Raw genomic sequence first — 22,097 nt, forward strand, 5'->3', positions numbered from 1 at the left:
ATATTTTTGATTAAAAAGTTTTCCTGATCTGTTAACCTACGCTGCCTTCGAGCTTAATACCGAGCAATTTGTCAGCTTCAACGGCAAACTCCATCGGCAGCTCTTGTAATACTTCTTTGGCAAAACCATTAACGATGAGTGAAATAGCATCATCCTCATCCATTCCGCGCTGCTGTAGATAAAAAATCTGCTCTTCACCAACACGGCTGGTAGAAGCCTCGTGCTCTACTTTTGCTGTAGGATTGGCCGATTCAATATACGGGAAGGTATGAGCTCCGCAGGTTTGACCAATCAGCATAGAGTCACAAACAGAATAGTTCTGTGCACCATCTGCACGCGGACTAATTTTTACCAACCCTCGGTAACTGTTGTTGGATTCACCCGCAGAAATACCTTTCGAAATAATAGTACTCTTGGTGTTTTTACCAACATGGATCATCTTCGTTCCGGTGTCGGCCTGCTGGCGCTGATTTGTTACTGCTACAGAATAAAATTCTCCAACGGAATTATCCCCCTGCATGATTACACTTGGATATTTCCATGTAATAGCAGAACCGGTTTCGACCTGTGTCCAAGATATTTTTGAGTTGTCTCCACGGCAGTGTCCGCGCTTGGTAACAAAGTTAAAAATACCGCCCTGCCCTTTTTCATCACCGGAATACCAGTTCTGAATAGTAGAGTACTTGATTTCGGCATCTTCGAGCGCTACAAGCTCAACGACAGCTGCGTGCAGCTGATTTTCTTGGTACTGTGGTGCAGTACATCCTTCAAGATAACTAACATGGCTGTTATCCTCACAGATGATAAGCGTACGTTCGAACTGTCCCGATTGCATATTATTGATACGGAAATAGGTCGAAAGCTCCATTGGGCAAACTGTATCTTCCGGAACGTATACAAACGATCCGTCAGAAAATACCGCCGAATTTAATGCAGCATAAAAGTTGTCTCCCTTAGGTACTACAGAACCTAAATATTCTTTAACTATCTCAGGATGGTCCTGAATAGCTTCCGAAATGGAGCAGAAAATGACTCCTGCTTCAGCAAGCTTCTCTTTAAAGGTGGTAAAAATGGATTCGCTGTCAAAAACTGCATCTACAGCAATCCCCTGCAGTTGCTTCTGCTCCTGAAGAGGTATTCCCAGTTTTTCATAGGTTTCGAGAATCTGCGGATCCACGTCATCCAGGCTTTCCGCTTTTTTACCATCTTTCTTCTTTGTAGAAGAATAGTACTGGATATTCTCAAAATCCGGTTTTTCATATTCAACGTTGGGCCAGTCGGGCTCTTCCATCTGCTTCCACTTCTCAAAAGCTTCAAGACGGAATTCCAAGACCCATTCGGGCTCATCTTTGCGACGAGAAATTTCCCGGATGATATCTTCGTTTATGCCTTTAGGAAAATCTTCATATTCCACATCGGTGGTAAAACCATACTTATACTCACCACCAACCATGGATTCAAGCGCTTCAGTTTCACTCATAAGAAATTATTGAGGTAATTTTACGATTTCTGCAGTTCGATTTAGTAAACAGTAGAACAAATATTTACGTTCGGAAACTAAATCTGGATTAATTCTAAGTAGTCCTAATCGAACCAATAATTCAGCTTCCCGATCAGAGCCTCAAATATAAGCATTATTGCATGTAACTTAAACTTAATTCGGCTACTTTTATTTATTGTCCCTTTAAAGTTCTTAGCTTTCAAATATCGCACAGTACTTACTGTATCGCCAATTGAAAGTTGCTATATATCTAATAAGTAGCACTTATTAGAACTAAGACCTTCAAAGGTAAAAGCTTTTACTCTCCCATGAGAATAGCAACACAAGCTGCATTCACAATATCCTGCCAGCTACACCCTCGCGAAAGATCCATCATGGGCTTGGCAAGTCCCTGCAGGATGGGTCCCGTAGCTGAAGCTCCGGCCAAACGTTCGGTAATTTTATAAGCAATATTCCCGGCGTCGATATTGGGAAATATGAGCACGTTGGCATTGCCGGCAATAGGTGAATCAGGAGCTTTACGCTGTGCCACTTCGGGGACAAAGGCAGCATCAAATTGCAGCTCACCATCCATTAAAAAATCCGGTTGTTTTTGCTTGATGATATTCGTCGCATTAACTACCAGCTCGGTGCGTTCGTGTTTGGCACTACCTTTAGTCGAGAATGAAAGCATGGCTACTCTGGGAGCTTCCTGCGTTAATAGCTGGTGTGTGCGAGCCGATTCCATAGCAATATCGGCAAGCTGTTCGGCATCGGGATATGGAACCACTCCGCAGTCGGCATAGGTCAACGCCGGTTGATTTTTAAGTGCCATTAAAAAGGTGCTGGAAACGGTTTTATTTCCTTTTCGAAGCCCGATACTGTGTATAGCCGCCCGAATCACATCGCCCGTTGTGGTTATTGACCCGGCTACGCATCCGTCTGCGCGGTCTGTAGCTACCATTACAGCTCCAAGATAAAGAGGATTTTCCAACATCACTTCAGCCTCTTCACGAGATATTCCCTTCTGTTTTCTCCTTTCATAAAGGTGGTCTGTAAGTGGGATTTTGTCTTCAGGCTCCCCAATAAAGTAGCCGGATAAATTTTTGGGTATTTCCCTCTCTTCTATTTCATTAGCGGCAATGATTTCTTCTTTATTGCCCAACAGCTTGATATTACAAATATTTTCCTCCAACAAATACGAAGCTGCCCTCAACACTCTTGGATCCCCGGCTTCTGGAAATACTATGGTTTTCTGTAGTTTAGAGGCTCGTTCGCGTATCTGATGAATTATTTCTACATCCATGGTCTCAGTATTATATCAAAAGTGTAATGGCTATTACGGCCGTTGCTATTCCAATCCATTGTTTTGTTGAAACCTGATCATTCCAAACAATCAACCCGAGAAACGTTCCTCCCACGACATTTAAAATATTAACAATGGGATAGGCTATGGAACCGCTGATACCGCCCAGAGCATAAATTAAAAATATTGAAGAATATAAGTTAGGAATTCCGATAGCCGCCCCTAACAATGCTTCTTTTTTTGTTATTAAAGGCCCCTTTTTAAAAAGGGCTATTATTAATCCAATGACAAAAGCTCCCATGAAGACCAATCCCATAAAGGTTAATTCATTGAGATTTGTACTAAATTCCTCTTCATAAATTTTTAGAGATGCATCTGCAAAACCGGATAACACAAAAATTAATATCAGTAACCATGAAGCACTGATGGAACCAATTTTGATATCATTCTTTTTGGGAATGAGTAACAGCATAGCTCCAAATACACCTATTATTCCCACGACTTTAAGTCCATTCAAGAATTCGGCATACCAATAGATGGAGATTACCACCGGTATCAAAAGAGAGAGTCGCATGGCGGCAATGGTAATGCCCACTCCATTTGTGTGGACCGACTTACTGTATGCTATAAAATTCCCAATAAAAAAGGCTCCAACGATAATACAAAACACCACGAGAACCGCAGAATGACTCACGAAAGCGGAGCTCAGGGTGCTCTCATACCCTACAAACAAAGCAAAGACAGCCGCTACTATATAATTTACAGTGAGTGTATTTAGGGTTCGCAGCTTTTGTGTTTCAGTGACTTTTAATAAATGGGCAATGGTCAGCGAGCATACCGAGCTTAATACCAAAAATACGTAGACCATTATTCACCGGCTAAATTCAATTGGGTATTGCCAAGTAGCAATGGATCCTGGGGACGATCAAAAAGCCGACGGGAAGTATACGATACATTGCGTTCAAGAAATTGATAGATATCCGAAAGTACTGTTTGGCGCTCCTGTAGCGCTTTGGCAAAAAAGTACGGGAAAATATGATGCTTTTTATCCTCGCGGTCTTCCGACATATATAAATGAGATGGATTATTTAGTTGTGATCCCATTAAGACAGAACTGTTGGGATTTTGTGATAATAATGGCCAAACGTTGCTTTCTATTATATTCCGCATTTCGTTTTCAGAAAAGGATTCGCCACTGCTTCCACTTGCAAAATCTATGTCACTTAGCACTACTGTTTTTTGGGATGGGATATCTCCTATCTGAGTAAATATATCGGGAAGTGCTATCGTGGAATCTGATTGCCCCTCTGAAGGTATTGTCAAAAATTGCAACTGTCGTTCTTCTTTTTCGATAGTACCGTAACCGCTGAGGTAAACAAACAGTTCAGTACTGTCGCTGGCCGTTGATCGCAGTGAAGAAAGCAACGTATTTAGACTATCACTGCTATTTATATCAGCCAATTGGTATATATTTTCTTCAGAATAACCTAATGCATTGCGCAAATAAGTGCGCATTAATCGCCCGTCTCGCAACGCATAATTCCGGCTTCCAAGCGGATCGGTATAATTTTGATTTACCAACAATAGTGCCTTGGCATTAGGATTTTTATCCCGCAGTATGGGAATGTTACTTTCAACGTCAATATCACCGAAGGGAACGCGGGGAACGGTCACCACCTGATCTTCAACTGTATAATCTTCTGATCGCCATATGATACTGGCGTCCGACTTTTTAATATATGTCTCTGATATCCCATACATTACCTGATACCAGTCATCGTTGATACTGCTAATTTCGATCTGACTTCCCTCAACAAGATCAGCGAGCACATTGTCGGCACTCTCTTCCGGACTGTTCCGTAATGCCGCAAGTTGCTCGTCAATAACAGCATACGGTCGCAAAACGGAATCTATGGCAAAATTGTAGCGATATAACGAATCCGCAAACAACACCTCAACTGTAGCATTTCCGGGATTTTGGCCGGATAATCCCAAATCGTTGAGTGCGTTACCGATCGGAATATTAAGCGTACCATTGTTGATATTCTGCTTGGGTTCCTCAAAAATAATGAGGTCATTATATAGCATATATACCGATGCAGAAGTATCAATCTCGGCATCCGTTTTGACCGTATCAATCTCGATAGTAGTACCGGTGCTTCGGAGGTAGCGTTCCTCTCCCGTCGGACGCGGCTCACCTACAGGGTTCATATTCAAAAACCCCGTTGCAAGCATCAAAGTCCCCATCCCGTTTAGTGTCCATTTTTTTGTTGAGGATGAATGACTGCCAAAATCAGCAATATTTGCCAAATAAAAAGCCATTGTAGCGCCTCCGATACCAAGGGCCACAGATCCCGTTCGCAGCTTGTAATCCTGAACATTACGTTCCATTAATACCCGTTGGGGATATTCATATTTAGTTTCGGAGAAAAGCGTTAATGACAAGACCGGGTTTTCGGGTGTTACCTCATCAATTTGCTGTAGAAAATAATCTTCATCTACAAGCTCATATTCAGATCGGTCAACAGATTCCTTCTCTTTGACGGTCCACCGAGCGCTGGTACAGGATCCCACAAAAGAGAGTAAAAATGCAGCTAATAATATGTAGTGTAATGTTTTCAACTATTTTTTTATAGTGAAATTGTAGCTCCTATGCCAAAAACCTGTCGAAATTTAACAGCGTTTTCTGTCCCTGGATGCGAAAGCCAGAAAGGCATGTCGTAACGTAAAACCAATCCCCGTGATTTTCCAAGGTAATCAGGGATATCGATGGATAATAAAAAACCGAGTCCGGCATCAGATAATACGTTGCTTTCTTCAATATTTGTTATTCCAAATGATGTTCCTGAATCCCAAAATAAATACGAGCGAAGATCAATAAGTCCACCAATTACGGGAATTTCTTTCAGTCCCTTGTCCAATGGGTTGGGATAATCCAATTCAAGATTCAGGGCTGACAGTGAAGTGTAAAGCGGTACATTTCCATCATTTAATAATTGAATATCATTCTTTAGATATCCCCTTAAATTAGGTCCGCCTGTTACCTGTATATTGCCAATCTTCATCCATGAGGGTGGAATTGTACCGCGTGCTCTCGTAAGCCCACTTCCCATCCAGTTTCGGGCCGACCGGAAACTATGTGTAAACAGATACTCGGGAGCAGTGTTCTCAGTGGCAAAACCAGAATATAGTCTCCCGGATAGCGAAAATTTTTCAGAAAGATCAACATTTTGGCGGAGAGTAAATTCGCTACGCAAAAATTGATCAGCTTTGCCCGCAATATTAGCATCAACCGAAAGGGATAGAGCATATCTACCAAGCCCGTTGGTATTCGTAAGGTCAAAAGTGGCATTGGCCAAATATAACCACTGCGTTTGCCACAGTTGTTGATATAAGAGGTATTCCTCATTAAAACGATGTTCCCCTCTCACACCTACTGACAATTCCTTGTAATTCATTTCATTAAAGCCAGTCTGCCATCTTTTGTCAAAGGTCAATCCATGCGACTGAAATCCGGTACGGTAGGAAGTTTCTGCAGAGATACTCCCTTCGCTCCCAAAATCTGAAATAGAAGGTATCGGTTCGGTATACTTCAAATAGTATGAGACAGGATTCGCCGGAAAATTCGTACCAAGCCAAAGTCCTGCATTTAACCTATGCGGCCCGTCACCAAAAGTGCCGGACACCTGCCCGCGAAGTCGTATTCCCAGCCGAATTCCATCCACGCTATTATACCACGCATCTGGGGCTGGTAGAAGCTCATAGGAAGACTCTTTATCTTGGGCAAATGATTCATTGGAGATAGAAAACCCCACTACAAAAAGAACCAAAAAGAAGGTAATACAGCGATAAAACGATTTTAAAATTCTATTATCCACTCTTCTAAAATTTGTTTAGATGTTAAAATGTGAGCCAATTGGTTCATCAAACGTTTCTGCTCAGGCCATTGAATATAGGTATCTATCCCCTCTTGGGAAATCCATTTCCAAGTGACATGTTCATGGTTTAACGTAATGGGGGACTCTTTATTTACTTCAGCACCAAAAGCCGGGATCTGCAGTATGCTATCACTTTTAAAATCATAAAATTGATTTACTGAAGGAATTGTCCAGAAAAGGTCCGGTGAGAGTCCTGTTTCCTCTTTCAGTTCCCTCAACGCCGCTTCAAAATACGTTTCTTGGGCGTTAACTTTACCTCCAACCATGCGCCATTGATGAGCATACTGAACATCAGCAGCTCGTTTAAAAACCAGAAATTTAACCTCGTCTTGTTCTCTTCGGTATGGATAAACATCGACGAGGCGCTTCATATTACAACAGGCTATGAATTCAGCACTTTTTGTTTAAAGTACTCCAATGCTACCGACAGCCCTTCCCGGCGGTCATATGTTGGTTCCCAGTCGAGCACTTCTTTTGCTTTGCTAATATCAGGCTGACGTATTTGTGGATCATCCTTGGGTAGTTCTTCAAAAATAATTTCACTATCAGATCCTGTTAACTCAATAATCTCTTTGGCGAACTCCAGAATTGTGATTTCTTCGGGATTCCCAATATTTACAGGCTCGACGTAATCCGACTTCGAAAGCCGCCACACTCCTTCCACCAGATCATCGACATACATAAATGAACGTGTCTGGGAACCATCCCCATAAACGGTAAGCGGATTACCGCGTAATGCCTGCCTCATAAACGTCGGCAGAGCACGTCCGTCATGCAGACGCATTCGTGATCCATAGGTATTAAAAATGCGTACAATTCGCGTTTCAGTACCGTGATAGCGGTGGTAAGCCATCGCCATCGCCTCAGCAAACCGTTTAGCTTCGTCATATACCCCGCGGTGTCCTATGGGATTTACATTGCCCCAATAATCTTCTTTCTGGGGATGCGTGAGCGGATCGCCATAGACTTCACTGGTAGATGCCAGCAAAAAACGGGCATCTTTTTCCTTGGCAAGCCCAAGCGCTTTATGGGTACCCAAGGAACCAACCTTGAGGGTTTGTATCGGCATCTCCAAGTAATCAACCGGTGAAGCGGGCGATGCGAAATGGAGAATTAAATCCAGATCTCCCTTCACATGGATAAAATTCGTAACATCATGCTTAACAAACTCGAAGTCTTCATTACCCATCAAATGGGCAATATTTTCGGCGCTGCCGGTGAGAAGATTATCCATACAAATAACCTTATAACCTTCCTTCAAATAGCGATCGCATAAGTGCGATCCCAGAAATCCGGCGCCGCCCGTAATGAGGACTCGTTTAGTTGACATTTATTGATGGCCTCCCCACGCTGATATAGGTTATCCCTGCTTTTTTGGCTCGTTTGAGGTCGTAGAGGTTACGGCCATCAAAGATGACCGGATCTTTCATCTCATCGGCAAAATTATCGACCGTCGGCCGACGGAACTCGTTCCACTCGGTGCAAATGACCAAGGCGTCAATATCGTTTAGGGCCGCTTGCTGGTCGTGAACAAACGTTGTGTTGTCAAGCACGGCTTGCGTGGTCGCTTGTTTGAAGGTGCCAATGGCTTCCGGGTCGTAGGCCAGCAGTTGGGCTCCTCTTTTTACCAGTTCTTCGGCAATATACAAGGCCGGGGCCTCGCGGATATCATCGGTCTCGGGTTTGAAGCTCAACCCCCAGATGCCGAAGGTTTTGCCGCTGAAGTCGTCGGCGGCGAAGTACTCTTCCATTTTCTTCACGATGGAAACTTTCTGGGCATTGTTGACCTCCATCACTGAGTCGACAATTTTAAAGTCGTAGCCGTGTTGGCCGGCCGTGTGATGGATGGCCTGCACGTCTTTGGGGAAACAGCTTCCGCCATAACCGATGCCGGCAAACAGGAAGCGCTTGCCGATGCGGGAGTCAGTGCCGATGCCGCGACGGATGTTGTCGACGTTGGCGCCGACCTTCTCACAGATATTGGCAATCTCGTTCATAAAGGTAATTTTGGTCGCCAGCATGGCGTTGGCGGCGTACTTGGTCAGCTCCGCGCTGCGGCGGTCCATCACAATGATGGGGTTGCCGGAACGGACAAACGGTTCGTAGAGGGTGGTCATAATCTCGGCGGCCCGGTCGCTGCCCGTACCAATCACCACGCGTTCGGGGTATTTAAAGTCCTCGACGGCGGCCCCTTCACGGAGGAATTCGGGGTTGGAGACCACATCAAACAGCTCCTCGTCCACATTATCGGCAATAGCCGCTTCGACGCGGTCGCCGGTGCCGACGGGCACAGTTGACTTGTTGACCACGACGGTATACTCATCGATAAGCGAACCAAGCTGGTCGGCTACCTGCATGACGGCCGTAAGATCAGCCTGTCCATCGCCTCCGGGCGGGGTCGGCAGGCACAGAAAGACGATGTCAGCCTCGGGAACCGCCTCGGCTATATCGGTCGTAAAGTTCAGGCGTCCCTCCCGCTGGCTGCGGGCGAAGATGGTCTCCAGGCCGGGCTCGTAAATCGGGATCTGGCCGTCTTTTAGCTTTCCTACTTTCTCTTCATCAATGTCGACACATGTTACCTTATTGCCTGAATCCGCGAAACAGGTCCCGCTGACCAGTCCTACATATCCCGTTCCAATGACTGCTATGTTCATTTATCTATCGCTCAATATTTTTAACTTCTAATTTTAGTTTCCCGGCGGGAACGTCTACTTCAAACGTTTCTCCGATTTCTCGGCCAAGAATAGCTTTCCCGATCGGTGATTCAACTGAAATTTTATTCTTTTTAAAGTTCGCCTCGTCCTTAGAGACCAATGTATACTTAACCTCTTTATCTACATTATAATTGTGGATTGTTACTGTAGAAAGGAGATAAGCCTTATCGGTTTTAATGTCCTCCTCGTCCAGTATACGTGCGTTCGCAAGGGCGTTCTCAAGCTCGGCAATTCTCTTTTCGAGCATTCCTTGGGCCTCTTTGGCCGCATCATATTCCGCATTTTCACTTAAATCTCCCTTTGCCCGTGCTTCGGCAATTTCTTCGGCAATTTCTTTTCTACCACGGGTCTTTAAATCTTGTAGTTCTTCTTCAAGCTTTTCGTAGCCTTCGCGTGATAAATAATTCTTGTCCACGGTACCTTTTCTTTGATTTAGATCCTTGTTTGTGCAAGCTTTCAAATAATAAATGCCAGCCAATAAAGCTGACACTATTGTTTACAAAGCGCCTTAAAATACCATGATTTGTCCTCTGTTTCCAAATATAAATTAACACCTTGCTACCGTTACAGGGAGCACATTTTTTTGTATCGTTAGCGGGTTACAACGATGTATACTATTCAAATAAATTACAAACCCGGTAGTGCGGATACTAAACCAGACCTCATTTGACATCGTATAAATGGTCAAATACAACTGTAGTCTTTACACGTTTCGGATTTGAATGACTAACCCCATAATTATTGCTCAGCGATAAAGAAATGACTTATTATTTATAGATCGTGATGCTACCCACCGTTTATGATTCTTTTCTATAGTAACCACAGCTTCTGTACTCAATAACGGTTCAATTTCAGTTGGGAAATTAGCATTGCCTCTAAAATGACGGTAAATTAAATAAGTATCTCTATATACTTTTCGACATCTATTAAGTTTTCGACTCATCTTTATTAAGCTTTTTTAATCAAATTATTTGATTCTATTAGGAATCAAATAATCTTTTACAAATCCAATCGCACTGTTGCTTCTTTACTGCTATTTCAAGATGATATTCCATTCGCAATTGGGACTAATATTTTAATCAGAATTTAACCTAAAATTATTTTGAGTAGAGGTTTAGATGTCGAACTACAATTTTTTTAGTCAGGTTAATAAATCATTTGATATTGCAGCCAAACACTCCAAGTACAAACAAGGGCTGCTCGATCAGATCAAAGTTTGTAACAATATTTACCATATCACCTTTCCGGTTGAGCGCGATGACGGATCTATTGAAGTTATCGAAGGATGGAGAGTGGAACACAGCCATCATAAATTACCCACTAAGGGCGGCATCCGTTATAGTACTACCGTTAATGAAGATGAAACTATGGCACTTGCAGCATTGATGACCTACAAATGTGCTATTGTGGATGTTCCATTCGGCGGTGCCAAGGGAGGTATACAGATTGACCGATCACGGTTTTCGGAGGAGGAACTGGAACGTATAACCCGCAGGTATGCATATGAGCTTATTAAGAAAGATTTCTTGGGGCCCGGTACTGACGTTCCCGCTCCCGATTATGGAACCGGTCAACAAGAAATGGGATGGATACTGGATACCTATCGTCAACTAAATCCGGATTTAAATGCCGAAGGCTGCGTAACGGGTAAACCTATTAGTATGGGTGGCGTTCGGGGACGATCCGAAGCTACGGGACGAGGCGTCTTTTACGGTATTCGCGAGGCTTGTCGTGATAAAGAGGATATGGAAGAACTGGGACTGGACTCCGGCCTTGAGGGTAAAACATTTGTCATACAAGGACTTGGCTCCGTAGGATACTCCGCAGCAAAAAATATGATCAACGCCGGTGCTAAAATGGTAGGCGTTGCCGAAATTGAAGGCTCAATTTATGATTCTGATGGAATTGACCTTGAAGAGTTATTAACGTTCCGAGATGAAACCGGTTCCATTCTTGGTTTTAAAGGCTCAGAAGAACTTGAGGACAATACTGCAGTATTAAAAGCCGAATGTGATATATTGATTCCGGCAGCACTTGAAAATCAACTGCATGACTGGAATGCCCCGGACATCAAAGCCAGCATTATTGCCGAGGCAGCCAACGGGCCCACTACCGCAGACGCCCATCAGATACTTAAAGAGAAAGGATGTCTCATTATCCCCGATATGTATTTAAATGCAGGCGGTGTTACAGTTTCCTATTTTGAATGGCTTAAGAACCTTTCGCATGTGCGGTTCGGGCGCATGCAAAAACGTTTTGAAGAGAGCAGCTACCGTAAAATTCTGAATACCGTAGCAAATGTTTCTGATCATACCTTTACCGAACAGGAAATGCAGCGGCTAGCTAACGGAGCCGACGAGTATGCTTTGGTAGATTCCGGTCTGGAGGATACAATGATCAATGCCTATAACGAGCTTAATGTACTTCGTAAAGAGCATGACATTGATCTGCGTACAGCGGCCTATCTAAATGCTGTTGAAAAGGTAGGGGTTATGTATGATCAGATGGGTATTTTCCCATAGTCACTGGTTCGAATAAATATCATCCTTATCATTTTTCATATTCCCCATCCGACCGCTGGTTTCAATATCGGATGGGGTTATATATTTAGATCTTGTTATAGCGTCGATACTCAGAAAGAATTATTTAAAAAAAGTGACGAAGTAATGTTAGTCTAAAAATAATCTAACTGTCCACTTTTGGTTTTAATGTATCCGAAAAGAACATTTTAGTATCTTTGTACCATAGAAAAACCTCATTATCGTATATGGATTTTATCCCTCCACAATTCCTCTCAAGGTAATCCCTTCAATCCCGTTCCTGTCCTATAAATACTATAACAGATCATCCAAAATTTTTATCTTGGACTTCGATTATAAAATCAGTCTAACTGTCCTCAAATCCATGGAGAAACTCAGCACCAAAGAAATACTTCAACAAAATCTAAAACGCACCACTCCGGGGCACCTAAATAAACTCAAAATTTTACTTCACAACGTCCGGAGTATGCATAACGTGGGAGCCGCTTTTCGGAGTGCTGATGCCTTCGGCATTGATGAGATCCTGATATCAGGATATACCCCAACTCCACCGCGACCTGAAATTGCAAAGACAGCAATTGGGGCCCAGAAACATGTCGATTGGCAACATACCGAAGATCCCCAAGAACAAATTGCAGAGCTAAAAGAGATGGGATACCGCCTGGTGGCACTTGAACAAATGACGGACAGTATTTTACTCCCTGATTACACCATGCCTAAAGAGCAGGATATCTGCCTTGTTTTTGGAAATGAGGTTACCGGTGTTGATGAAGATATTCTCTCTTCTATCGATGATTTTGTCGAGATTCCCCAATACGGACACAAGCACTCACTGAATGTATCGGTTACTGTTGGCGTAGCTTTGTATGGCTTCTTAGTTAAGTATTGGTAGAATACCTCTTTGTATTTTTTATCTACAGTAATTATTGAAGATAAAATATGAGTGTCTAATTCTTTTGAAATTCTATCTGTTCCGGTTCTTTTACAATAATCTGTGGTGTTCTTTCATGCATCTCCACTATTCCAATTACACATATGTGTCCCTTTGCAAATTTTTGCTGTGGAGGGGAACTCCACTTCGATCTGTCTTCTTCCCATATGACTGCTGTAAATAGTTGGCTGGGGTAAGGCTTCTCGAAGTTTAAAAAAGTGGGGTTACCATCAATTTCTCTTATGTAATCAGCTGATACAACATTCCCACAAACTTTTGCTGGGGTTCCAATATAATTAACAGCCTCAGCAGCGGAAATCTGAACTTCGGGAGTAGGGACGGCTGGTTTCGGTTGATACATCCTTGAAAGAACCAGCCCAATAATCACAATTATAATAAGTACCGGAAAAATGTATTTAAGGTTATCCCTGATCTTATCAATCATACCTTTAACTGCATTTAACTAATTAACCTTAGTAGCGATAGTTAAAATCTTGGAACATTTCATTAGCCTGTTTATAGGTGTTTTCTGCTATTTGTCAACTAATATAAATAAGCATTTAATGCTATTGCTTTAATTATTGACTCATCATAATTTTTCGAAAATATTTTCGCAGTCTTTTATTTTCGAGGGTAAAGCCATGATGAGTGAGTATAAAAATAGCTTCAAACAATATTATAAAACCGGAAAATACAAAGGTTTTTATAAGATTAGAGAGCGCGTGTTTAAGCTTTCAGCTAAAACAAATATGACATTTAGTAATGGCGAAAAGGAATTTTTTGCATCCGGACAGTTCAAAGAAGAAGTACTTGAAAAAATATTTAACAAGATAGATAACTTTCTTTCTGATCGGGAATCATCAAAAGAGAATAGTACGAATGTACAGTATTCTTAAATAGCTTAAGGTGCTTTCAGCTTACTGCCCCATCACATACTCTGACTTCTAATTTTTTATTGGCCGGAACAATTCCTTTAGAACAAAGGAATATCAGCATATCGCGTCTGTCAATAGAATTGATTCCTTATATCAGATTTAAATCGGTCACAAAACCGTTTTTAATTTTATGGCCGATACTCTTATTTTCGAGCTTAGAAAATCAAACGTTAAACTATTGTCATGTCCAAACGAACACTTGTTACTTCTGCCCTGCCCTATGCTAATGGTCCCATTCACTTAGGACATCTTGCCGGTGCTTACCTACCCGCCGATCTTTACGTTCGCTATAAGCGACTAACAGATGAGGATATTATTCATATATGCGGATCTGATGAACATGGGGTACCCATTACCATTGCGGCAGAAAAAGAGGGTGTTCAACCGCAGGACATCGTGGATGAATTCCACGAGCGGAATAAGCAGATTTTTGAGGATTTTGGCATCAATTTCGACTACTATGGGCGGACGAGTTCGGAAGTACATCACAAAACATCTCAGGAGTTTTTCACTAAACTTTATGAAGATGATGTTTTTGTACAGAAAACAGAAGAGCAGCTCTACGACCCCAAAGCCGAAATGTTTTTGCCCGATCGCTATGTAAAAGGCACCTGTCCCAATTGCGGATACGAAGAAGCTTATGGTGATCAGTGTGAAAGTTGTGGAACTTCTCTTTCTCCAAAGGAACTCAAAAACCCCAAGAGTGCTATTACGGGCGATATCCCAGAAACCAAAGAAACCACGCACTGGTATCTGCCGCTTGGTGATTTCCAGGATCGCCTTGAAAAATGGCTGGATACCCGAGAAAACTGGAAACCCAATGTAATGGGACAGGTTAAAAGCTGGCTTAACGACGGACTTGCCGATCGGGCGGTAACCCGCGACTTGACGTGGGGCGTACCGGTGCCGCTCGATGATGCAAAAGGAAAAGTACTCTACGTCTGGTTTGATGCCCCTATTGGATATATCTCTGCTACCAAAGAATGGGCAGCCGAGAAAGGCAATCCTGACGAGTGGAAAACGTACTGGCAGGATGAAGACACCGACCTCATCCATTTTATAGGTAAAGACAATATCGTATTCCACTGCATCATGTTTCCTGCGACGCTTATGGCAGACGGAGACTATGTATTACCCAAGAATGTACCGGCTAACGAGTTTCTGAATTTAGAAGGCAAAAAACTTTCAACCTCCCGTGGCTGGGCTGTCTGGCTGGATGAATATTTGAAAGATTTTGACGCCGATCTTCTTCGTTATGTATTGGGTACTACCCTTCCCGAAACAAAAGACTCCGACTTTTCCTGGGAAGATTTCCAAAATAAAGTGAACAGTGAACTGGCCGATGTGCTCGGTAATTTTGTATATCGCACAACCTCATTTACTGAAAACTATTTTGAGGGTAACGTCCCCGAGTTAAACAATCCGACTGAAAAAGACCGGAATACATTAGCAAAAATTGAGGAGCAAAAGCAGAAGATCAGTGAAGCGTATGAACAGTTTAAGCTACGCGAAGCCATTACAGAAACCATGAATTTAGCACGTATTGGTAATAAATACTTTACCGAGATGGAGCCGTGGCAAAGCCGTAAAGATGATCTGGAAACCTGTGGTAACACGCTGCACGTATGCCTTCAGATTACTGCGGCTTTAAGTATACTTTTCGATCCCATTCTGCCTAATAAGATGGCCGAGCTGCGCGATGAGCTCAACATAGCAGAAAAGATTAGCTGGAGTGACATTACCGGCACGATCCTCAAAAGTGGCTCAACTATTAAAAAGGGAGCTATTTTATTTGAAAAAATTGAAGACGAAGAAATCGAAAAACAACTTAACAAATTGAAAGAACGCGCATCAGAAAGCGAAGAAGAATCACAAGACCATTATGAACCACTTAAAGAAAACATGGAGTTTGACGACTTTATGAAGATGGACCTGCGAGCCGGAAAAATTATTGAGGCCTCAGCCATTGAAAAAGCAGATAAACTGCTCAAAATAAAAGTGGATTTAGGTTTTGAAGAACGCATTATTGTCTCGGGAATCTCCAATGACTTTACTCCGGATGAAATTGTAGGACAAAACGTTTGCGTAGTGGCAAATCTGGCTCCAAAGAAACTCATGGGAGTTGAAAGTAACGGCATGATTCTAATGGCCGAGGAAGATGACGGTTCCCTTAAGTTTCTTGAAACCGACGCTGAGCCCGGTAGTGTTATCAAATAGTTTGAGGGTATTAACATCTTTTCAAAAATTTGATTTGTAAGTAAGCTTCTTGCATTACATTTTACGACGACTTTTATTATCACTGATAATAAACCAAAACTAAAGAAACGGGGATCTGACTTTTGGCTGAAACAACATCTACATCACGGGGAAATTGGAATTCGAAATTGGGATTTATTTTGGCGGCAGCCGGGTCGGCCGTTGGGCTGGGTAACATCTGGCGGTTTCCCACTGAGGTAGCTTCTAACGGCGGCGGTGCTTTTCTGCTTATCTACCTATTGTGCTGTTTTGCAATTGGCTTCCCGGTGATGGTAGCAGAATTGAGTATCGGCCGGAAAACAAATCGTAATCCCGTAGGGGCATTTAAAGCCTTAAGCTCTAATAAATTGTATCCCCTTATAGGTTTTTGGGGCGTTCTTTGTGGCGTAATGATCCTCTCCTTTTATACGGTAGTTGCAGGCTGGACGTTCAGCTATGTCTTTGAAGAAATACTCTTTTTTACGGGATTTACTGAGTGGGCAACTCTCTTTGCCGACGTCACACACGGAGTCAAAAATGCCATTTTCTCGGTGCTGTTTATGGGAGCTACCGTCTCCATAATCCTTGGAGGTGTTAGCGATGGCATTGAAAGGGCAACAAAATTTCTAATGCCTGTTTTGATCGGAATATTATTGATAATGATCGGATACGTAGCCTTTCAACCGGGAGCAGGGATAGGATTTGCTGAATATCTCAAACCCGACTTCTCGATGATTTCGGCCCCTCTTATTTTTAGTGCTATGGGACAGGCGTTTTTCTCACTTTCCCTGGGGATGGGCGCCTTGATTACCTATGGTTCTTATCTGAGTAAAAAAGAAAATATTCCCGAAGCAGCAGCTTATGTCACGCTTGCTGATGTGGGTATTGCCTTTTTAGCCGGGCTCCTTATTATGCCAGCTATGTATATGGCCGAATCGTTTGGAGTAGATATTTTTAATGACGCCGGGGAATTGTTAGCCAGTACGGATCTTATTTTTCAGGTTCTCCCTGCCCTGTTTCACAGCTTAAGTACTACGGCCGGTATTATTTTCGGAACCGGTTTCTTTCTTCTTTTATCGATGGCTGCACTTACATCAACCATTTCACTGCTCGAAGTCCCCACTTCTTATGTGATCGATGAGTTTAACATACAACGCAAGAAAGCGGCTACCATGATTGGTGGGGGGATTTTGATCATTTCATTAATTATTTCTTTTGATATTGCCTTAATTGATTCAATAGATTTTATCTTTAGCACCGTAGGCCTACCCCTTGGCGGATTCTTAATCTGCTACTTCCTCGGATATGTCTGGAAAGTTGAAAACGCTTTTGAAGAGTTAGAACAGGGATATCATGGGTTACATACCTCATTATTCAAGACTATTTGGCCAATATTTATAAAATATATTGCCCCACTTGCCATTCTATATAATCTGTTAGAGGCTATTGGGTTAATAACATATATTCAAGAGCTATTTTAAGCTTGTTATCTTTCAAGTCTCATAGTATTTTTGGGCACTGAATTTGAAGATTATTAATTAAGGTTTATGGCAAAAGTTTCTACATCAAATTTTAGAACTGGAATGGTTATTGAGCTCAATAATGAGCTTTATGAGGTTATTGACTATCAGCATGTAAAACCCGGTAAGGGCGGTGCTTTTTTGCGCACAAAACTGAAAGGCGTTGTTAACGAAAAGAATATCGAGAAAAAATTCCGTTCTGGTGAAGATGTCGAAGAAATTAGGGTGGAACATCAGCCCTATCAGTTCCTATACAAGGATGGCAATCTTCATTATTTTATGCACCAGGAAACATATCGGCAATTGCCTGTATCACAAGAAAATGTCAAGAAATCAGAATTTATTGCCGAAGGACAAGTGTGCACTTTGGTGATTGATGTCGATAACGAAGAAGTTTTGTATGCACAGCCGCCGGATCACATTACGGTAAAAATTGCTAAAACTCGTCCCGGCCTCAAAGGTGATACTGCTACCGGCGGAAGCAAACCGGCAACATTGGAATCGGGCGCCAAAGTGCAGGTACCACTTTTTATCAACGAAGGTGAAGAAATAAAAGTAGATACTCGAACGTCAGAATATATTGAACGCGTAACATCAAACTAATTTTATATCATGGATTTAAAAGAAATTGAAAATCTTCTGGACCTCATTGCCAAAAGTGAAGTCAATGAAGTCTCTATAGAAGAAGGGGATTTTAAAATAAAGGTTAAAAAGAAACCTGATATCAAAGAATCAGCGGCACCACAGCAAATGCCGATGCAATACCAGGTTCCCGCTCAACCTCAGCAAGCACCTCAACCACAGCAGGCTCCGCAACAGCAGCCCCAGCAATCTTCTGGCGGACAAGAATCAGGAGACTCCGGTGGCGACAGTCAACCATCCGGCGATGTGGTTAAATCACCTATTGTAGGGACTTTCTATCGTGCACCCTCACCCGACGACGATCCCTTTGTTAAAGTGGGTGATTCAGTGGAGAAAGGGGAAACCTTGTGTATTGTTGAAGCCATGAAAATTATGAACGAAATAGAGTCGGATTATTCCGGAGAGGTCAAAAAGATTCTTGTTGAAGACGGCGAAGCAGTGGAATTCGATCAACCTTTATTTATCATCGGGTAAAATCAGTAAAATTCATGTTTAACAAAATTCTTGTCGCCAACAGAGGCGAAATTGCACTTCGTATCATTCGTACATGTAAAGAGATGGGGATTCCCACGGTTGCTGTTTTTTCTACAGCCGACCGTGACAGCCTGCCCGTTAAATTTGCTGATGAAGCGGTCTGTATTGGACCCCCTCCCAGTAAAGAAAGCTATCTCAAAATCCCTAATATTTTATCAGCCGCAGAAATTACCAATGCCGATGCCATTCATCCCGGTTATGGATTTTTATCTGAAAAGGCAGAGTTTTCACGTATTTGTGCCGAGCACGATATTAAATTTATTGGTCCGGCTCCCGAAAGTATTGCTGCCATGGGAAACAAGTCTATGGCCAAAGAAACGATGGAAAACAGCGGCGTCCCTACCGTTCCCGGTAGTGAAGGTGTTGTAGAAAGCCTGGAGGAAGCCAAAAAAATATGTGCTGGAATCGGATACCCTTGTATTATTAAGGCATCATCGGGCGGTGGCGGACGCGGAATGCGCGTAGTGCAAGAGGAGAGCAGCCTTAAGCAAGCCTACAGCATGTGTAAGAATGAGGCTGAAACAGCTTTCGACGATCCCGATGTATATATAGAGAAATTTGTTGAGGACCCACATCATGTTGAAATACAGGTTTTAGCTGATCAACATGGGAATGTAATTCATCTTGGAGAACGAGATTGTTCGCTCCAGCGTCGACATCAAAAAATCTTAGAAGAAGCCCCCTCTCCCCTTATGACACCCGAACTACGTAAAGAAATGGGGGATGCCGCAGTTAATGCAGCAAAGGCTGTTGATTATGAAGGCGCCGGTACGGTAGAATTTTTGGTCGATAAAGACCACAACTTCTATTTCATGGAGATGAATACTCGGATACAGGTCGAACATCCGGTAACTGAAGAAATTACCAATTATGATCTTGTAGCTGAACAGATTAAAGCTGCCGCCGGCAAAAAGATGGAACAGAAAGAGCTTAAAATGCGCGGTCATGCTATCGAATGCCGAATTAATGCCGAAGATCCGGAGCATAACTTTCGCCCCTCTGCCGGAAAGATAGAGGTATTTCATACCCCCGGCGGTCACAGTGTTCGCGTTGATACACATGCGTATGCCGGATATCGCATTCCTCCTCATTACGACTCTATGATTGGCAAACTTATTGTAAGTGCCCCTACTCGAGAGGAAGCTATAAAACGGATGAAGCGATCACTGGAAGAGTTTATCATCGAGGGTGTTAAAACCACTATCCCCTATCATATTCAATTGATGGAAGATGAAAACTTTAAGAAGGGAACCTTTAACACCAAGTATTTAGAAGAGTTTAAATTTAATCCCGACAACTGATTTAGATAATCCAATATGAGCTACCCTACCGATTTAAAATACACCAAAGAGCACGAATGGATCCGAGACAACGGTGACGGCACGGCAACCGTTGGTATTACCGATTTTGCCCAAAGCGAACTCGGCGATATTGTTTTTGTTGAAATGGAACCGGAAGGTTTTGAATTTGAGCAAGATGAGGTCTTTGGGACTGTTGAGGCTGTCAAGACAGTATCAGAGCTTTTTGCTCCCATTGCAGGTGAAATTGTTGAGATCAATGAGCAGCTGGAAATGGAGCCCGAACTTGTGAATGACGATCCCTACGGTGACGGTTGGATGGCTAAAATATCCATTGAAGACGAAGCTCAGCTCAATGACCTGATGTCGCCCGACGAATACAAAGAAATCGTAGCTTAATTTACACTGGCACCCTACTGGGTGCCTTTTCTATTTGATTCTTTTTATGCAACACCGCCCACAAAACTGGATACTAATTCTCGACTTTGGATCTCAGTACACTCAGCTTATTGCCCGTCGTGTACGAGAGTTAAACGTTTATTGCGAAATTCATCCCTTTAACAAAGACCTGGCAACCTTTGCTGATAATCCGCCCAATGGCGTTATTCTTTCGGGCGGGCCAAGCAGCGTAAATGATGAAAATGCCCCTAATATAAATGAAGATATTTTTAATTGGGATGTTCCCGTCTTAGGGATTTGTTATGGCTTACAGATTCTGGCTCATAATGAAATATCGGGCAGTGTAGAAAAAGCAGATCGACGTGAGTTCGGCCGTTCAGAACTTATCGTTGATGACAATACAGACCTGTTGAAAGAGATTCCCGAAGAATCCGTCGTTTGGATGAGTCACGGAGATCATATCAAAGAACTATCCTCGAATTATGAAGTTATTGCCCATACCGACAATGCTCACGTAGCCGCAGTACGTCACGACGAAAAACCTATATATGGAGTCCAATTTCATCCTGAAGTAGTACATACCGTTTATGGAGGTCAAATTCTCCAAAACTTTGTGTATTCAATCTGTCATCTTAAGGGAAGCTGGACTGCTAAATCCTTCATAGAATCTACTATCGAAGAAATAAGAGAAAAGGTGGGTGATGATCGCGTTATTTGCGGGCTAAGTGGTGGCGTTGATTCCACCGTTGTAGCCACTCTGGTACATGAAGCCATTGGCGATCAGCTGCAGTGCATTTTTGTGGATAACGGTGTACTGAGAAAAAATGAATTCCAGGACGTGCTGGATATCTATGAAGACCAACTTCATCTGCCGGTGAAAGGAATTGATGCCAGTGATAAATTCCTGGAACGACTTAAGGGCGTTGTAGATCCCGAAATGAAGCGAATAACTATCGGTGAAACCTTTATTGAGGTATTCGATGAAGCCATTGCCCACGATGATTCGTATAAATATCTTGCCCAGGGTACGCTTTATCCCGATGTGATCGAGAGTATTTCATTTAAGGGACCTTCGGCGACAATCAAATCACATCACAATGTTGGCGGTTTGCCCGAAGAGATGAATCTCGATCTCATTGAACCGGTCCGTGAGCTTTTTAAAGATGAAGTTCGCAATGTAGGTCGTGAACTTGGGATTCCCGAACACTTTATCAAACGCCACCCCTTCCCCGGCCCGGGATTAGCAATCCGTATTATTTCTGATGTCGATCGTCCCAAGCTTGACATACTTCGAGAGGCTGACGACATTTTTATCAGTGAATTACGGAAAAATGATCTTTATGATGAGGTATGGCAGGCCCTTGCTGTACTGCTTCCAGTACAAAGTGTTGGCGTTATGGGAGATGAACGCACTTATGAATTTACCATAGGTTTACGAGCGGTTACCAGTGTTGATGGCATGACGGCCGACTGGGCTCATCTGCCCCATCCCTTTTTAGCACATGTATCGAACCGAATCATAAACGAAGTTCGCGGTATCAACCGCGTTGTTTATGATATTAGCTCAAAACCCCCCTCTACTATAGAGTGGGAATAAATTTGAGAACAAAACAGCTGAAATTTAG

20 protein-coding genes are annotated in these 22,097 nt (G+C 42.7%); 10 read left to right on the forward strand and 10 right to left on the reverse strand.

The features are described from left to right. Positions 1-31: 31 nt before the first annotated feature. The 9 genes from sufB to greA all read right to left on the reverse strand — a co-directional run bounded on the left by sufB (position 32) and on the right by greA (position 9,853). Positions 32-1,480: a Fe-S cluster assembly protein SufB gene (gene sufB, locus CK503_RS09010; RefSeq protein ID WP_095606482.1), complete on the reverse strand. Its 1,449-nt coding sequence runs from the start codon at positions 1,478-1,480 to the stop codon at positions 32-34. 319 nt (positions 1,481-1,799) lie between these two features. Further along, positions 1,800-2,786, reverse strand: a complete 987-nt coding sequence (gene pta, locus CK503_RS09015) for a phosphate acetyltransferase (protein ID WP_095606483.1) — start codon at positions 2,784-2,786, stop codon at positions 1,800-1,802. Between the two features lie 10 nt (positions 2,787-2,796). Then, complete coding sequence (locus CK503_RS09020; protein ID WP_095606484.1) at positions 2,797-3,654, reverse strand: EamA family transporter; 858 nt, start codon at positions 3,652-3,654, stop codon at positions 2,797-2,799. Then, complete coding sequence (locus tag CK503_RS09025) at positions 3,654-5,408, reverse strand: caspase family protein (protein ID WP_095606485.1); 1,755 nt, start codon at positions 5,406-5,408, stop codon at positions 3,654-3,656. Before CK503_RS09025 ends, CK503_RS09020 begins: the two co-directional genes overlap by 1 nt. A gap of 8 nt (positions 5,409-5,416) precedes the next feature. Continuing rightward, on the reverse strand, positions 5,417-6,664 hold the full coding sequence (locus tag CK503_RS09030; RefSeq protein WP_095606486.1) for a BamA/TamA family outer membrane protein: 1,248 nt from the start codon (positions 6,662-6,664) through the stop codon (positions 5,417-5,419). After that, complete coding sequence (locus CK503_RS09035; protein ID WP_095606487.1) at positions 6,646-7,095, reverse strand: NUDIX domain-containing protein; 450 nt, start codon at positions 7,093-7,095, stop codon at positions 6,646-6,648. The genes CK503_RS09030 and CK503_RS09035 overlap by 19 nt, the downstream gene beginning before the upstream one ends. An 11-nt stretch (positions 7,096-7,106) precedes the next feature. Continuing rightward, the gene (locus tag CK503_RS09040; protein WP_095606488.1) at positions 7,107-8,054 is read right to left on the reverse strand and encodes a UDP-glucuronic acid decarboxylase family protein; all 948 of its coding nucleotides are present in this window, start codon (positions 8,052-8,054) and stop codon (positions 7,107-7,109) included. Next, positions 8,044-9,378 (reverse strand): UDP-glucose dehydrogenase family protein, encoded by a 1,335-nt coding sequence (locus tag CK503_RS09045; RefSeq protein ID WP_095606489.1) that lies wholly within the window; start codon positions 9,376-9,378, stop codon positions 8,044-8,046. The genes CK503_RS09040 and CK503_RS09045 overlap by 11 nt, the downstream gene beginning before the upstream one ends. A 4-nt stretch (positions 9,379-9,382) precedes the next feature. Next, positions 9,383-9,853: a transcription elongation factor GreA gene (greA, locus tag CK503_RS09050; RefSeq protein ID WP_095606708.1), complete on the reverse strand. Its 471-nt coding sequence runs from the start codon at positions 9,851-9,853 to the stop codon at positions 9,383-9,385. Between the two features lie 703 nt (positions 9,854-10,556). Here greA and CK503_RS09055 point away from each other — a divergent pair. Next, complete coding sequence (locus CK503_RS09055; RefSeq protein ID WP_095606490.1) at positions 10,557-11,960, forward strand: Glu/Leu/Phe/Val family dehydrogenase; 1,404 nt, start codon at positions 10,557-10,559, stop codon at positions 11,958-11,960. A 382-nt stretch (positions 11,961-12,342) separates the two neighbouring features. Continuing rightward, positions 12,343-12,870 (forward strand): RNA methyltransferase, encoded by a 528-nt coding sequence (locus tag CK503_RS09060; RefSeq protein ID WP_095606491.1) that lies wholly within the window; start codon positions 12,343-12,345, stop codon positions 12,868-12,870. A 55-nt stretch (positions 12,871-12,925) separates the two neighbouring features. Here the strand turns inward: CK503_RS09060 and CK503_RS09065 are convergent, their stop codons facing one another. After that, positions 12,926-13,354, reverse strand: a complete 429-nt coding sequence (locus CK503_RS09065; RefSeq protein ID WP_095606492.1) for a hypothetical protein — start codon at positions 13,352-13,354, stop codon at positions 12,926-12,928. A gap of 304 nt (positions 13,355-13,658) precedes the next feature. Between CK503_RS09065 and CK503_RS16120 the strand changes: the two genes are divergently transcribed. The 8 genes from CK503_RS16120 to guaA all read left to right on the forward strand — a co-directional run bounded on the left by CK503_RS16120 (position 13,659) and on the right by guaA (position 22,069). After that, positions 13,659-13,805 (forward strand): hypothetical protein, encoded by a 147-nt coding sequence (locus CK503_RS16120; RefSeq protein WP_176466266.1) that lies wholly within the window; start codon positions 13,659-13,661, stop codon positions 13,803-13,805. Positions 13,806-14,027: 222 nt separating this feature from the next. Beyond that, positions 14,028-16,061, forward strand: a complete 2,034-nt coding sequence (gene metG, locus CK503_RS09075) for a methionine--tRNA ligase (RefSeq protein ID WP_095606494.1) — start codon at positions 14,028-14,030, stop codon at positions 16,059-16,061. A 122-nt stretch (positions 16,062-16,183) separates the two neighbouring features. Then, complete coding sequence (locus CK503_RS09080; protein WP_095606495.1) at positions 16,184-17,560, forward strand: sodium-dependent transporter; 1,377 nt, start codon at positions 16,184-16,186, stop codon at positions 17,558-17,560. 66 nt (positions 17,561-17,626) lie between these two features. Further along, the gene (efp, locus tag CK503_RS09085) at positions 17,627-18,202 is read left to right on the forward strand and encodes an elongation factor P (protein ID WP_095606496.1); all 576 of its coding nucleotides are present in this window, start codon (positions 17,627-17,629) and stop codon (positions 18,200-18,202) included. Positions 18,203-18,211: 9 nt separating this feature from the next. After that, on the forward strand, positions 18,212-18,715 hold the full coding sequence (accB, locus tag CK503_RS09090; RefSeq protein ID WP_095606497.1) for an acetyl-CoA carboxylase biotin carboxyl carrier protein: 504 nt from the start codon (positions 18,212-18,214) through the stop codon (positions 18,713-18,715). A 14-nt stretch (positions 18,716-18,729) separates the two neighbouring features. Further along, positions 18,730-20,076, forward strand: coding sequence for an acetyl-CoA carboxylase biotin carboxylase subunit (gene accC, locus CK503_RS09095; protein ID WP_095606498.1), 1,347 nt, complete (start codon positions 18,730-18,732; stop codon positions 20,074-20,076). A 15-nt stretch (positions 20,077-20,091) separates the two neighbouring features. Next, complete coding sequence (gcvH, locus tag CK503_RS09100; RefSeq protein WP_095606499.1) at positions 20,092-20,472, forward strand: glycine cleavage system protein GcvH; 381 nt, start codon at positions 20,092-20,094, stop codon at positions 20,470-20,472. A 46-nt stretch (positions 20,473-20,518) separates the two neighbouring features. Further along, complete coding sequence (gene guaA / locus CK503_RS09105; RefSeq protein ID WP_095606500.1) at positions 20,519-22,069, forward strand: glutamine-hydrolyzing GMP synthase; 1,551 nt, start codon at positions 20,519-20,521, stop codon at positions 22,067-22,069. Positions 22,070-22,097 lie beyond the last annotated feature (28 nt).

Source organism: Fodinibius salipaludis (genome assembly GCF_002287075.1).
GTDB lineage: Bacteria > Bacteroidota > Rhodothermia > Balneolales > Balneolaceae > Fodinibius > Fodinibius salipaludis.